The sequence below is a fragment of the Plantactinospora sp. CNZ320 genome (genome assembly GCF_002846275.1).
In genome coordinates, this window is record NZ_PJMP01000001.1 from 2,596,067 (window position 1) to 2,610,259 (window position 14,193).

General features: G+C 73.3%; 10 protein-coding genes. 6 read left to right on the plus strand and 4 right to left on the minus strand.

The annotated features are described in order from the left end of the window. Positions 1-321: 321 nt before the first annotated feature. The 4 genes from CLT71_RS11335 to CLT71_RS11350 all read left to right on the plus strand — a co-directional run bounded on the left by CLT71_RS11335 (position 322) and on the right by CLT71_RS11350 (position 7,819). Positions 322-1,737: an ROK family protein gene (locus CLT71_RS11335; RefSeq protein WP_486483200.1), complete on the plus strand. Its 1,416-nt coding sequence runs from the start codon at positions 322-324 to the stop codon at positions 1,735-1,737. Positions 1,738-2,098: 361 nt separating this feature from the next. Further along, positions 2,099-5,080, plus strand: coding sequence for a glycoside hydrolase family 3 protein (locus CLT71_RS11340; protein WP_101367071.1), 2,982 nt, complete (start codon positions 2,099-2,101; stop codon positions 5,078-5,080). Beyond that, a complete protein-coding gene (locus CLT71_RS11345) occupies positions 5,080-6,228 on the plus strand; it encodes a LacI family DNA-binding transcriptional regulator (RefSeq protein ID WP_486483201.1) in 1,149 nt (382 codons plus the stop codon). Before CLT71_RS11340 ends, CLT71_RS11345 begins: the two co-directional genes overlap by 1 nt. Before the next feature lie 142 nt (positions 6,229-6,370). Further along, positions 6,371-7,819 (plus strand): pyridoxal phosphate-dependent decarboxylase family protein, encoded by a 1,449-nt coding sequence (locus CLT71_RS11350; RefSeq protein WP_486483202.1) that lies wholly within the window; start codon positions 6,371-6,373, stop codon positions 7,817-7,819. Between the two features lie 52 nt (positions 7,820-7,871). Here CLT71_RS11350 and CLT71_RS11355 read toward each other — a convergent pair whose 3' ends face one another. From CLT71_RS11355 to pyk, 4 genes are all read right to left on the minus strand, one after another. Then, positions 7,872-8,780 carry a MerR family transcriptional regulator gene (locus tag CLT71_RS11355; protein WP_101367072.1) on the minus strand — a complete coding sequence of 303 codons (909 nt, stop codon included), beginning with the start codon at positions 8,778-8,780 and terminating at the stop codon, positions 7,872-7,874. A 73-nt stretch (positions 8,781-8,853) separates the two neighbouring features. Beyond that, positions 8,854-9,396, minus strand: a complete 543-nt coding sequence (locus CLT71_RS11360; protein ID WP_101367073.1) for an RrF2 family transcriptional regulator — start codon at positions 9,394-9,396, stop codon at positions 8,854-8,856. A 23-nt stretch (positions 9,397-9,419) separates the two neighbouring features. Further along, positions 9,420-10,289 carry an acyl-CoA thioesterase gene (locus tag CLT71_RS11365; RefSeq protein ID WP_101371351.1) on the minus strand — a complete coding sequence of 290 codons (870 nt, stop codon included), beginning with the start codon at positions 10,287-10,289 and terminating at the stop codon, positions 9,420-9,422. Positions 10,290-10,309: 20 nt separating this feature from the next. Continuing rightward, positions 10,310-11,761, minus strand: a complete 1,452-nt coding sequence (gene pyk / locus CLT71_RS11370; RefSeq protein WP_101367074.1) for a pyruvate kinase — start codon at positions 11,759-11,761, stop codon at positions 10,310-10,312. Positions 11,762-12,180: 419 nt separating this feature from the next. Here pyk and CLT71_RS11375 point away from each other — a divergent pair, with 419 nt between their 5' ends. Continuing rightward, complete coding sequence (locus CLT71_RS11375; RefSeq protein ID WP_101367075.1) at positions 12,181-12,480, plus strand: hypothetical protein; 300 nt, start codon at positions 12,181-12,183, stop codon at positions 12,478-12,480. Next, positions 12,480-14,183 carry an amidase gene (locus tag CLT71_RS11380; RefSeq protein WP_101371352.1) on the plus strand — a complete coding sequence of 568 codons (1,704 nt, stop codon included), beginning with the start codon at positions 12,480-12,482 and terminating at the stop codon, positions 14,181-14,183. The genes CLT71_RS11375 and CLT71_RS11380 overlap by 1 nt, the downstream gene beginning before the upstream one ends. Positions 14,184-14,193: the final 10 nt, after the last annotated feature.

A 14,193-nucleotide genomic window follows, 5' to 3' on the forward strand; every position in this document is an offset into this window, starting at 1 on the left:
GAAGTTTCTACGGTTGGTGGCGCTGCCCGGGCCGGATGGTCGCACGGGGGCGCTCCCTTCGATATCGCCGACCGGGTCGCCGACCCGCCTGGGACGCGGCAGGGTAACCCGTTCGGTTGCTGGGTGGATATGGGGTAGAGTTAGTTCGTCGGTTGACTAAACAAACGTAATCGACGGTGACCGGTGCCACAAGACACCGGAATCATGGCGCGGCGGGCGAGCGTGGCCCGTCGCGTGGCGGTGCGGCATGATTGGCGCACCGTCGCCCACCCGGCGCGACACCGGGCCCGGAGACCGAAGACGCGGGGAGCGGGGCTGATCTTGTTCACGACGCAGACCGGGCCACAGCCGGCCGATCTCGCCGACGTACGGGCCACGAATCTCGCCGTCGTCCTGCGCTTCGTCCGGACGCACGCGCCGTGCTCCCGAGCCGACATCGCCGCCTCGACCGGGTTGAACAAGGCGACCGTCTCCAGCCTGGTCGCCGAGCTGCTCGACCGGCGCCTGGTCCGGGAGACCGGCCTGGCCGAGAACCGGATCGGCCGCCCCGCGACGATGCTCGTGGTCGACGGCGCGCCGTACGCGGCGATCGGCATCGAGGTGAGCATCGACGAGCTGACGGTGGTAGCCGTCGACCTCGCCGGCACCGAACTGCTCTCCTGGCGGCGGGCCTTCGACGGCTCCTCCGCCTCCCCCGGCCGGGCGGTGAGCGCCATCGCGGCGCTCGCCGGCCGGGCCGTCAACCGGGTCACCGGCCAGGGGCGCGAGGTGCTCGGTCTCACCGTCGCGGTCCCCGGTCTGGTGGACGCCGCCGGCACCGTCCGGCTCGCCACCACGCTCGGCTGGCGCGACCTCCCGCTCGGCGCCGACCTGCGCCGCGCGCTGCGCGATCCCGGCTACGAGGTGGTGGTGGACAACGACGCCAACCTCGCCGCCCTCGCCGAATACCGGCACGGCCCGCAGGCCGGCACCGCCAACCTGGTGCACCTGACCGGCGGCGCGGGGCTCGGTGCGGGGGTCGTCGCCGACGGCCGGCTGCTGCGCGGCGGACGCGGCTTCGCCGGTGAGCTGGGGCACGTATCGGTCGAACCGGACGGGCCGCTCTGCCCGTGTGGCCGGCGCGGCTGTCTGGAGGTGGTGGCCGGCATCCCGGCGCTGATCCGCCGGGCGCTGCCGGACGCGGCCGAGGACGGCCCGGTCACCGACTTCGCCCCGGAGGTCGAGCGGATCCGCACCAAGGCCCGCCGGGGTGACCGCCGCACCCTGGACGCGCTCGCCGAGACCGGCCGGCACCTGGGCCGGGGCGTCGCGTTGCTGGCGAACCTGGTCAACCCCGAGGTAGTCCTGCTCGGCGGCTACTTCGCGACGCTGGCGCCGTGGCTGCTGCCGGCCGCCGAGGCCGAACTGCACGCGCAGACGCTGGCTCCGGAGGCCGGCGGGGCCCGGCTGCTCGCCTCGGCCCTGGGCACCGGCGCGGCGGCGTCCGGTGGGGCGGCCCGGACTCTGGAGAGCGTCGACGCCGGCCGGCTGCCGCTGCGCGACCCGGAGCGGGGCGCCGCCCGGGAGCCGGGCCGGTCCACCCGGGTCTCCCGGAAGACCCCCACCCGGTCCAGCACGGCGCCCGGCGACCCCGAGCCGGCCACCAGCACCGAGGCGGCCACCGCCGCCGGCCAGCCGTCCACCGAGCCGGAACCACACCCCACCGCCCCGGCACGGCAACCGGCCGCGCAGCGCTGACCACCCACGGGCAGACCCATCCACAGGTACGGAAAGCTCCGTCCACTGCGGATCCCGGTGCCGACGCCCGCCACGGGACGCGATGGAAACCGATACCCACCAATCCGTTCGACCCAACCCCTTGACCGGTACGGCGGCTGGTGGAAGCCTCGAACTGCTCCCTCGTGACCAGCGGGAAACCGCTATCCACGGTGGAGTATTTCCCTGGCCGTCGAAGCGCTTCGAGCTTCCCGGGCCGACGGCCGGGCACCCGCCGCTCCATCCCGTCCCCCGCCGGATTCGAAGCGCTTCGACTGTCGCCACCACCCCGGTCCCCACCACCGCCGCAGCGCTAGTCGAAGATCATGGAAGGTGATCGACCATGACCGACCCGACGTTCCGCGACCCTGACCAGCCGCTCGACGTACGCGTCGCCGACCTGCTCGGCCGGCTCAGCCGGGCGGAGAAGATCGCGCTGCTGCACCAGCACCAGGCCCCGATTCCCCGGCTCGGGCTGCCGGCGTTCCGCACCGGCACCGAGGCGTTGCACGGGCTGGCCTGGCTCGGCCCGGCCACCGTCTTCCCGCAGGCGCTCGGGCTCGGCAGCACCTGGAACCCCGAACTGATCCGGGCCGTCGGCGCGGCGGTCGGCGACGAGGTGCGGGGCCTGCACCAGAAGGACCCGACCCGGGTCGGGCTGAACGTCTGGGCGCCGGTGGTCAACCCGCTGCGCGACCCCCGGTGGGGCCGCAACGAGGAGGGCTACGCCGAGGACCCCTGGTTGACCAGTTGGCTCGGCACCGCGTACGCCCGGGGGCTGCGCGGCGACCACCCCGACTACCTGAAGACCGCCCCGACGCTGAAGCACTTCCTCGGCTACAACAACGAGACCGACAGGTGCACCACGTCGAGCAACCTGCCGCCCCGGGTGCTCTACGAATACGAACTGCCCGCCTTCCGGGCCCCGATCGCCACCGGGGCGGCGGTGGCCGTGATGGCCTCCTACAACCTGGTCAACGGCCGGCCGGCACATCTGAGCCCGTTGATCGGCACCGAGCTGCGCCGCTGGACCAGCGACGAGATCCTGGTGGTCAGCGACGCCGGTGCCGTCTCCAACATCGCCGGCGCCCAGGGCTACCACCCCGACCACCCCAGCGGGTACGCCGCCGCGCTTCGGGCCGGCATCGACAGCTTCACCGAGGACAGCGAGGACCCGGGGCCGACCGTCGAACGGATCACCGAGGCGCTGCGGCGCGGCCTGCTCGACGAGTCCGACCTGGACACCGCGGTACGCCGGATCCTCACCGTCCGGTTCCGGCTCGGCGACCTCGACCCGCCGGAGCGGAACCCCTACACGGCGATCACGGCAGACGTGATCAACTGCCCGGCGCACCAGGAGCTGGCCCGGGAGGCCGCCCGACAGTCGCTGGTGCTGCTCCGCAACGTCTCCCGGCCCGGCACCGGGGCGCTGCTGCCGCTTCAGCCGAGCCGGATCGGCCGGCTGGCCGTACTCGGGCCGCTGGCCGACACCCTCTACGAGGACTGGTACAGCGGCACCCTGCCGTACGCGATCACCGCGCGGGACGGCCTGGCCGCCCGGTTCGCCCCGGCGCGGACCCTGCACCACTGTGGTGCCGACCGGATCGGGCTGCGTACCGCCGACGGCTACGTCCGGGCCGCCGGTGACCCGGAGGGCGCCCCGCTGCGCCTCGCCGCCGCCCCGCCCGCAGGCAGCACGGCGGAAGGGGACACCGCCGCCGGGTCGGTGCCGCAGGACGGCTGGTTCGAGGTCTTCGACTGGGGCCAGGACGTCGTCGCGCTGCGCAGTGTGGCAAACGGCCGGCACGTCGGCGCCGACGAGCAGGGCCTGCTGGCCAACGACCGGCCCGGCCCGGGCGGCTGGGTGGTCCGGGAGACGTTCCGGCTGGTCGAGCGGGCCACCGGCGACCGGGCACTGCACCACCTGGCCAGCGGGCGGTACGTCCGGATCGGTCCCGACGGCGTGCTCCGGGCCGACGCGGCCTCCCCCGCCGACGCCACCGGCTTCACAGTCGTGCTCGTCTCCGACGGTGCCGCCGAGGCGGCGGCGCTGGCCGGGGAGGCCGACGTCGCCGTCGTGGTGCTCGGCAACCACCCGATGGTCTGCGGCCGGGAGACCGAGGACCGGGCCGACCTGGCGCTGCCGGGCGCGCAGGAGGCGCTGCTCCGGGCGGTGTACGCGGCCAACCCGCGTACCGTGCTGGTGCTCAGCAGCAGCTACCCGTACGCGGTGAACTGGGCCGACGAGCACCTCCCGGCGATCGTCTGGTCGGCGCACGGCGGTCAGGAGTACGGCACCGCGCTGGCGGCCGTACTCGCCGGGGACGCCGACCCGGGTGGCCGGTTGACCCAGACCTGGTACCACGACGCCGCCGAGCTGCCCGACCTGTTCGACTACGACGTGATAGCGACCGACACGACGTACCTCTACCATCGGGGCACCCCGCTCTACCCGTTCGGCCACGGGCTCAGCTACGCCGAATTCGCCTACTCTGACCTGCGGCTGAGCGCGGACGAGGTGGACGCGGCCGGGGAGATCGAGGTCAGCGTGCGGGTCACAAACGTCGGTTCGCGGCCGGGCGACGAGGTGGTCCAGCTCTATACCCGGCAGCGGCGTTCCCGGGTGAAGCAGCCGCTGCGCCAGCTCCGCGGCTTCGCCCGGGTGAGCCTGGCCCCCGGCGAGGGGACCACGGTACGGCTCCGGCTGCGCGCCAGCGAGTTGGCGCACTGGGACGTGACCAGGGGCCGGTACGTGGTGGAGGACGCCCGGCACACCGTCGCGGTCGGCCGGTCCAGTGCCGATGTGGCGCTGACCGCCACCCTGGCGGTACGCGGCGAACCGGTGCGCCCCCGCGAGGCGCTGGCCGGTCCACTGTGCGCTGTCGACCACGACGAGTACGCCGGTACCGAGCCGCTGCCGGACGGCCCGGACGGTGCCGCGGTGGTCGCCCGGGAGGCCGGCGGCTGGATCCGGTTCTCCCGCGTCGACTTCGGTGCCGGGGTACGCGGCGTCGCCGCCCGGGTGGGTGCCGGGCGGCCGCTGCCGGACGGGGCCGAGCTGGTGCTCCGGCTCGACGATCCGGTCCGGGGCCCGGTCGCCGGCACGGTCGCCGTCCCGGCCACCTCCGCGCCGAGCCCGGAGCCGGGTGGCGGCGCGACGCCGAACGGCGAGGTGACCGGACGCTGGCACGGCGGTGCGACCGGGGTACGGGATCTGTACCTGCTCTTCGACTCCCCCGGCGCTACGGTGAGCTGGCTGACCTTCGTGGCCGGCACGGACGCCCCGGACCCAGATGCTGCCGGGACGGGAAGTGGAGGCGCCTAGTGTCCGAGTCGTCGCCCCCCACCACCCCGCCCCCCACCAGCCCGCACCCGCCGCCGCCCTCGCAGTTCACCGAGGGTCCCGTCAAGCGGGCCGACATGGTGACCATCGCCGACGTGGCCCGGCACGCCGGAGTCGCGGTCAGCACCGTGTCGTACGTGCTCAGCGGCAAGCGCGCCATCTCGGCGTCGACCCGGGAACGGGTACTCGCCAGCGTGCGCGGCCTCGGCTACCACCCGAACGCCGGGGCCCGGGCGCTGGCCAGCAGGCGGGCCAACGTGATCGCCCTGGTACTCCCGCTGCGCTCCGGCATGCACCTGCCGGTACTCATGCAGTTCGCCACCGCCGTGGTGACCACGGCCCGGCAGTTCGACCACGACGTGCTACTGATGACCGCCGACGAGGGACCGGCCGGGCTGCGCCGGATCGCGGCCAGCGCGATGGTCGACGGCATCGTGCTGATGGACGTGGAGATGCACGACCCCCGGGTGCCGCTGCTGCGCGACCTGGAACGGCCCAGCGTGCTGATCGGCTTTCCGGCCGACGCGTCCGGGCTCACCTGTGTGGACCTGGACTTCTACCGGGCCGGCGAGGTCTGCGTCGAGCACCTGGCCGGGCTGGGGCACCGCACGATCGCGCTGCTCGGCGCCCCGGCGGTGGTCTACGACCGGGACACCGGTTTCGCCCACCGCACCCGGGCCGGCTTCGCCGAGACGGCACAGCGGCACGGGATCGCGGCGATCGCCCAGCCCTGCGAGGAGAACTTCGACGCGGTCGCCCAGGCGCTGGCCGGGTTGCTGGAGCGCCGGCCGGAACTGTCCGCCCTGGTGGTGCACAACGAGGCGGCGGTAGGCCAGGTGCTGGCCGCACTGCCGTCGCTGGGCCGGCGGGTGCCGGAGGACATCTCGGTGGTGGCGATCTGCCCGGACGAGGTCGCCGAGCGGGCCAGCCCGGCGCTCACCTCGGTGCTGATCCCGGCCGAGGAGGTCGGCCGACAGGCGGTCTCGCTGCTGATGCGCAAGCTGGAGGAGGAGCCGGTCCCGGACGGCACCCTGCTGCCGCCCCGGCTCACCGTCCGGGCCAGCACGGCCGCCGCGCCGCCGACGGTCACCGCCGATCGGGTACGCGCCGGCTCGCCCGCGCTCGGCTAGCCCGTACCGGCCGGTGGCGGGGTCGTCCCGCAGAACGAGTGGCGGGCCGTCCCGCTGAACGAGTGGCGGGCTGTCCCGCCGAGCGGCCGGCCCGCCGTACGGCTTCTTGATCGGTGACGGCCGGGCTGGTCGACTCGGGGTCATGGCCAACCACATGACCCCGGACGAGTTCCGCCGGCACGGGCACCAGGTCGTCGACTGGATCGCCGACTACTGGTCGACGCTGGACCAGCGGCCGGTCACCTCCGCCGACCCGCCCGGCACGGTCGCCGCCCGGCTGCCGACCGGCCCACCCGAGCGGGGCGAGCCGTTCGACCGGCTCCTCGCCGACCTCGACACGGTGATCACGCCCGGCCTGACCCACTGGCAGCATCCCCGGTTCTTCGGCTACTTCCCGGCGAACACCTCCGGGCCGAGCGTGCTCGGCGACCTGGTCTGCGCCGGCCTCGGCGTGCAGGGCATGCTCTGGTCCACCGGTCCGGCCTGTACCGAGGTCGAGACGGTGGTGCTGGACTGGCTGGCGGAACTGCTCGACCTGCCCGCGCGGTTCCGGTCGGACGGCTCCGGCGGCGGGGTGATCCAGGACTCGGCCTCCTCGGCCATCCTGATCGCCGTACTCGCCGCACTGCACCGGGCGGCCGGCGGGCGGTGGCGGGGGCAGGGGGTGCGACAGGGTTACCGGGTCTACACCTCCAGCCAGGGGCATTCGGCGATCGAGAAGGCCGTCCGGATCGCCGGGCTCGGCGACGCGGGGCTGCGTACCGTCGCCGTCGACCCGCAGACCCTGGCGATGGACCCGACGGCACTGCGTACCGCGATCGAGGCGGACCTGGCCGCCGGGCTGGTCCCGGCGGCGGTGGTGGCGACGATCGGCACCACCTCCACCAACGCGGTCGACCCGATCCCGGTGATCGGCGAGCTGTGCCGGGAGTACGGCCTCTGGCTGCACGTCGACGCCGCGTACGCCGGAGCCGCCGTGGTCTGCCCGGAACTGCGGCACACGCACGCCGGGCTGGAACACGCCGACTCGTACTGCTTCGACCCGCACAAGTGGCTGCTCACCGGCTTCGACTGCGACGCGTTCTGGGTGGCGGACCGGGCGGAGCTGGTGGAGGCGTTGACGGTGCTGCCGGAGTACCTGCGCAACGCGGCGACCGAGTCCGGCGAGGTGCTCGACTACCGCGACTGGCAGGTGTCGCTCGGGCGGCGGTTCCGGGCCCTGAAACTCTGGTTCGTGCTCCGCTGGTACGGCGCCGAAGGGCTGCGGGCGCACATCCGGGAGACGATCGGGCTGGCCGGCTGGTTCGCCGAGCAGGTCGAGACCGATCCGCGCTTCGAACTGGTCGCACCGGGCCCGTTCGCGCTGGTCTGCTTCCGGCTGCGCTCGACAGGTGACGATGCCGCCGACGATGAGGCCAACGCCGAACTGCTGGCCAGGGTGAACGGCACCGGCCGGGCGTACCTGACGCACACCCGGGTGGCGGGGCGGCACACGCTGCGGCTGGTGCCCGGTTCGCCGTACACCCGGCAGGAGCACGTGGCGCAGACCTGGCGGCTGATCAGCGACACCGCCGCCACCCTCGGACGTTAGGAAGGGCCCCCGCTACAACAGAAAGCGATATGCGGGGGCCCTTCCTTAACGTTCAGGCGCGCAGTGCGGCGATGAACCACTCGAACGCCGGCACCCGGGGCGGGAACGGCGGCCAGCCGTTGAGCACACCCAGCAACTGCCAGTACCGCTCGACCCGGCGATCGGTGAAGGTCGCCACCTCGTCGGCGAGCCGGAGCCGTTCCTGGGCCGGCAGTTCCGGATCCACGATCCGGTCCAGGATCGCCCGGCCCTGTGCCGAGTCCGGGGCGATCCCGTCGGCCAGGGCCTGACCGGCGTGTTCGGTCACCACCGTAGGATCGAACGGCGGCGACCCGGCGGGCGTGGCCTGCTGTCCGCCGGCCACCGCCATCTGCCGGGCCCGCTGCGCGAACTCCGGGTCGTTGACGAGTTCGGCGAGTTCGAGCCAGGCGTCCACCTGCTCCGGGGTGGGATCGTCGGGCAGTTCGGCGGGCATCTGCCGCATCGCCGCGGCGATCTTCGCCCCCGGTTCGTCCGGGTCGACCCCGGCGAACGTACGGTCAACGAACTCGTCGATCATCCGCTGCCGCTCCTGCGCGGAGAGCCGGGCCAGCTTGTTCATCACGCTCATCTCCTCGGTCGTGCTGTTCCGTCGGGCGATCGACCGCAGCACGGCCCGGCGCACCTGGAGGGTGCGGATCTCCGCGTCCAGGGCGCGCACGTGCGCCCGGGCCACGTCGGCGACAGTGCTCTGCCGGGCCAGGACCCGCTGCACGGTGCCGAGGTCGAGCCCGAGTTCCCGCAGCGTCCGGACCAGTTCCAGCCGGGCCACCGCCTCGGTGTCGTAGAGGCGGTAGCCGCCCGGGGACCGGCCGGTCGGCGGGATGACGTCGATGTCCGACCAGAAGCGGATGGTCCGGACCGGCAGGCCGGTACGTCGGGCGAGCTGTCCGATGGTGAACAGCTCGGTACGGTCGTTCACGGGACGAGCATCAACCTTCCAGTCGCTGGAGACTCAAATCCAATATCCCCCGCAGCGGCTGGTCCGGGCTGGATCAGGTCCAGGCGGCCGGGTCGGCGGCGAGGTCCCTCACCCGGTCCGGCAGCTTGCCGTTCGCCACGTCGGCGATGGTGACCAGTTCCAGGATCTCCCGCTCGCTGGCCCGCAGCGCGATCCAGACCTCCTGCAGGGCCCGCGCCGCGCCGGAGTAGCCCAGGTCCTCCGGGCGCTGCCCCCGGATGTTCGCCAGCGGGCCGTCGATCACCCGGATGATCTCGGCCAGCGAGATCTCCGTCGCCGGGCGGGCCAGCCAGTAGCCGCCCTCGGGGCCACGCTGGGCGTGCACGATGCCGCCCCGGCGCATCTGCAACAGGATGCTCTCCAGGAACTTCGGCGGGATGTCCTGGGCCCGGGCGATCTGCTCGGCGGTCAGCGGCGCCGGCCGCCGGTACGCCCCGTCGGCGGCGGAGGCGGCCGAGCCGGCCGAGCGGGACCGGCCACCGCCGCCCGGCCGTGGATCCGGCCCGCCCTCCTCCGCGCGTGCGGCGATTTCGGCAACGGCGCGCAGCGCGTAGTCGACCCGGGCGGAGAGACGCATGCCGGAAAGGTTAACCGGCCCGGTCAGGCCCCGACCCGGCGGAGCAGCCCTTCCTGCACCGCACTGGCGATCTGCCGGCCGTCGACGGTGAACATCCGGCCGGTGGCGAGCCCCCGGCCACCGGAGGCGGACGGGCTCCAGCAGTCGTAGAGGAACCACTCGTCGGCCCGGAACCGGCGGTGGAACCAGAGCGCGTGGTCCAGGCTCGCCCCCACCAGGCCACCCGGCCCCCACACCTCGCCGTGCACCGAGAGGACCGAGTCGAGCAGTGTCATGTCGGAGGCGAAGGTGAGCGCGCAGGCGTGCAGCAGCGGGTCGTCCGGGAGCTTGCCGTCGATCCGCATCCAGACCCGCTGGTGCGGGTCGGCGGGCCGGTCGCCGGGGCGTACCCAGCCGGGCTCGCCGACGTACCGGACGTCGATCGGGCGCGGGATCATCGCCCAGATACCGAGCCGTTCCGGATAGCGGGCCAGCCGGTCGGCCATGGTCGGCAGCTCCTCCGGCAGCGGCACGTCGACCGGGGCCGGGGCGTGGTGGTCGAGCCCCTCCTCCTCGCGGTGGAAGGAGGCGGACATGAAGAAGATCGTCTTGCCGTGCTGGAGCGCGACGGATCGGCGTACCGAGAAGGATCGGCCGTCCCGGATCTTCTCCACCTGGTATTCGATCGGCTCGGCCGGGTCGCCGGGCCGGACGAAGTAGCCGTGCAGGGAGTGCACGAACCGGGACGGGTCTACCGTCCGGCCGGCCGCGACCAGGGCCTGGCCGGCGACCTGGCCGCCGTAGACCCGTTGCGGACCGACCGGGGGACTCATCCCCCGGAAGGTCATCTCGTCGAGCTGGCGGAGGTCGAGTACGTCCAGGAGCTGGTCGACCGCCGCCTGCCCGACGGCCACCTCGCCGGGGCCGTCCGGGCTCACTGGCCGGTCCGAGCCACCGCCGCCGGGTCGACAAGCGAACCGAGCTGGTGCACCCGCAGCGTGTTCGTCGATCCGGGGGTGCCGGACGGGGTACCGGCGACGATCACCACGTAGTCGCCCGGGTTGGCGTGGCTGAGCCCGATCAGCGCCTGGTCGACCTGCCGGAACATGTCGTCGGTGTGCTGCACGAACGGCATCAGGAAGGTCTGCACGCCCCAGGAGAGGGCGAGCAGGTCACGGACCTCGGGTACCGGGGTGAAGGCGAGCAGCGGCAGGTCGCAGTGCAGCCGGGAGAGTCGCCGTACGGTGTCACCGGTCTGCGAGAACGCGACGAGCGCCTTGGCACCGATCGCCTTGGCGATCTGCGAGGCGGCGACGGTGAGCGCCCCGCCGTGGGTACGCGGATCGTGCTGGAGCCGGGGCACCCCGATCGACCCGGCCTCGGTGGTGGTGACGATCTTGGCCATCGTGCTGACCGTCAGCACCGGGTATTTTCCGACGCTGGTCTCGCCGGAGAGCATCACCGCGTCGGCACCGTCCAGCACCGCGTTGGCGACGTCGGAGGCCTCGGCACGGGTCGGCCGGGAGTTCTCGATCATGGAGTCGAGCATCTGGGTGGCCACGATGACCGGCTTGGCGTTCTCCCGGCAGAGCTGCACGGCCCGCTTCTGCACCAGCGGCACCTGGTCGAGCGGCAGTTCGACACCGAGGTCGCCACGGGCCACCATGATCCCGTCGAAGGCGTTGACGATCGCCTCCAGATGGGTCACCGCCTCGGGCTTCTCCACCTTCGCCATGACCGGCCGGTGCACCCCGACCTCGTGCATGATGTTGTGCGCCAGCTTGATGTCGTCGGGCGAGCGGACGAAGGACATCGCCACCATGTCGACGCCGAGCCCGAGCGCGAAGCGCAGGTCCTCGGTGTCCTTGTCCGACATCGCCGGCACGCTCACCGCGACGTTGGGCAGCGAGACGCCCTTGTTGTTGGAGACCGCCCCACCCTCGGTGACGAGCACCCGGATGTCGTTGCCCTGCACGTCGCTGACCTCGACCGCGACCCGACCGTCGTCGATCAACAGCCGGTCGCCCGGCCGCACCTCGGCCGGCAACTTCTCGTAGGTGCAGGAGACCCGGTCCCGGGTGCCGAGGATGGCGTCTCCGGTGATCACCACGGAGTCGCCGGTACGCCACTCGTGCGGGCCGTCGGCGAACCGGCCGAGCCGGATCTTGGGGCCCTGGAGGTCTGCGAGGACCGCGACGGCCCGACCCGTGGTCCGGGCGGCCTCGCGGACCAGGTGGTAGACCTGCTCGTGGTCGGCATGGCTGCCGTGGCTGAAGTTGAGCCGGGCTACGTCCATGCCCGCCTCGACGAGCCCGCGAATGCGCTCCGGTGAGGAGGTCGCGGGACCAAGCGTGCAGACGATCTTCGCTCGGCGTGTTACGGCCATCAGGCTAGTCTCTCTCTCGGATCGGCCCGCCGGACCCTCGGGATGCCGAAGTCTTGACCAACGTCACGCGGCTGTTGGGTGACCGGCGGGGCGTCACACCGGGACGTCGTCGGCGGGCGTCAGCGACCGCGCGGCGCCGAGCCTACTCCCGCCGCGCCAGCGCCGTCCTCCCGGCCGGCGAGGGTCCGGGTCCGTGCGCGGGCGGCCAGCGAAGCCCGGGCAAGAATTCTACGCCGCCGCCCGCCAGTTCACCGCGTCGTGATCTTGCCGTTATCACCCCGATACCGTCCGGCCGGACAGTCGTGCTCGATGTAGTTGATCAAGATCCGAACCGCTGGTGGCCGGCCGGAACGCCGTCGGCGGTACCGGATTGTCGACGCATCGTCGTCCGAGTCGCACCGATCGTCGCGAGGAGCGCCATGGCACCGACCCCGCCCACCGACGCCGAACTCAACACCCTGATCCGGGCTCGACTGGCCAGCCTGGGCATCGACCTCGACCAGTTGCCCCCCGGCACCGCCGCCGACCCGGAGACCGGATCGCCCGGCCGGGACTCCGTACTCGCCTCGCTCCGCTCCTTCGTCCGGGGCACCGTGGCCGAACTGGCCGCCTACCAGTTGCCGGCACCGGCCGGTACCGATCCGAACCTGGCCAAGGCGCTCTCCCAGCAACCGGCGCCGATGCTCTACCCCTCGATCAGCACCCAGTGGCGGCGGTGATGACAGTGAGCTTCGAACCTCAGGACCGAGCCGTCGACCGGCGCGCCTTCCTGGCCCGGGCCGCCGCGCTGGCCGCGGCCGGGGCGGTCGGCGGCGCCGTCGGGCTCCCCCAGGTGGCCGGCGCCTTCTCCCCCGGTGCCACCACCACCGGCGCCCCCGGTCCGGCCGGGCACGGCGGCGGCTCCGGAAGGCCGGACCCGGCGCTGGACCGGCCGGAGGCGTACCGGCGGCCCCGCCCGGAGGCGTTGGCCGACCCGACCGAGTTGACCATCGCCGAGGCGGCCTGGCTGATCCGGGCCGGCAGGCTGCGCCCGGAGGAACTGGTCGAGGCGTACCTGGCGCGGATCGGGGCGTACGAGCGGACGTACCAGGCGTTCAATCTGGTACTCGCGGACGCGGCGCTGGCCGCCGCCCGTACCGCCGGTCGGCAGCGGCACTCCGGCGCGCTGCACGGCATCCCGCTGGCGATCAAGGACAACTACTACACCGCCGGGGTACCGACCACCGCCAACTCGTACCTGTTCCGGGACTTCGTGCCGCCGTTCGACGCGACGGCGGTGGCCCGGCTCAGGGCGAACGGCGCGATCGTGCTCGGCAAGACCCAGATGGGACCGCTGGCCACCACCCGGGCCACCACTCCGAACGGGATCGTCACCACCGTCAACGCCTGGACGCCGACCAACCCGGGTACCGATCCGGGCGGCTCGTCGACCGGTACCGCGACGGCGGTCGCCGGGCGGCTCGCCGCCGCCGGCACCGGAACCCAGACCGGGGGCTCGATCACCGCACCGGCCAACGCGCAGAACCTGACCGGGCTCAAGCCGACGATGGGTCGGGTCTCGTTGAACGGGATCATCCCGCTCAGCTACACCCGGGACCACCCCGGACCGCTGGCCCGGGACGCCCGGGACGCCGCGATCATGCTGACCGCGATGGCCGGCGAGGACCCGGCCGACCCGCGCAGCCAGGGCCTGCCGCCGGTACCCCGGCTGATCGAGGCCGCCACCGGAATGTACGCCGGCAAGCGGGTCAAGCTGCGCTGGAAGACCCGGATCGGGGTACTCCCCGGCTACGCCACAGGCACCTCGGCGACCGCGCTGGCCCGGCAGGCGTTCCTGGCCGAGCTGGCGAAGATCTCCGGCGCGACACTGGTCGAGGTGACCCTGCCGGAGGACTGGGCCCGGCTCGGCGGCAACACCTTCAACAACATCCGGCTGCCGGAACGCAGCGAGCCGTTCATGCCCTACCTCCGGACCGACCTGCGCGGCTTCGGGGTCTCGGTGACCAGTTGGTTGCAGGGGGCACTGCTCGGCGGCAACGAGTTCCTCACCGGACAGCGGGCCAAGCTGGTCTTCCTGGAGCGGGTACTCGACCAGCTCTTCGACGCCTGCGACGTGGTGGTGCAGACCGGTCCGGTGCCGTTCGACATCCTCGGCCTGCCGGAGATCGGTTTCCCGATCGGGTTCACCTCGGCCGGGGTGCCGATCGGCACCATCCTCGGTGGCCTGCCGTACGGGGAGGAGCGGCTGCTCTCGGTCGTGGCCGCGTACCAGGAGGTCACCGACTGGCACTGGCGCCGGCCGGCGGACCCGCCGGCCGTGGCGGCGGACGCCCGCGCCGCCCGGGGCACCCTGGCGGCGCCGGAGCCGGACGAGTCCCGCGGCCGACTCACCGCCGAGCAGGTGGCCGAGCTGACCCAGTAGACGGCGGCCG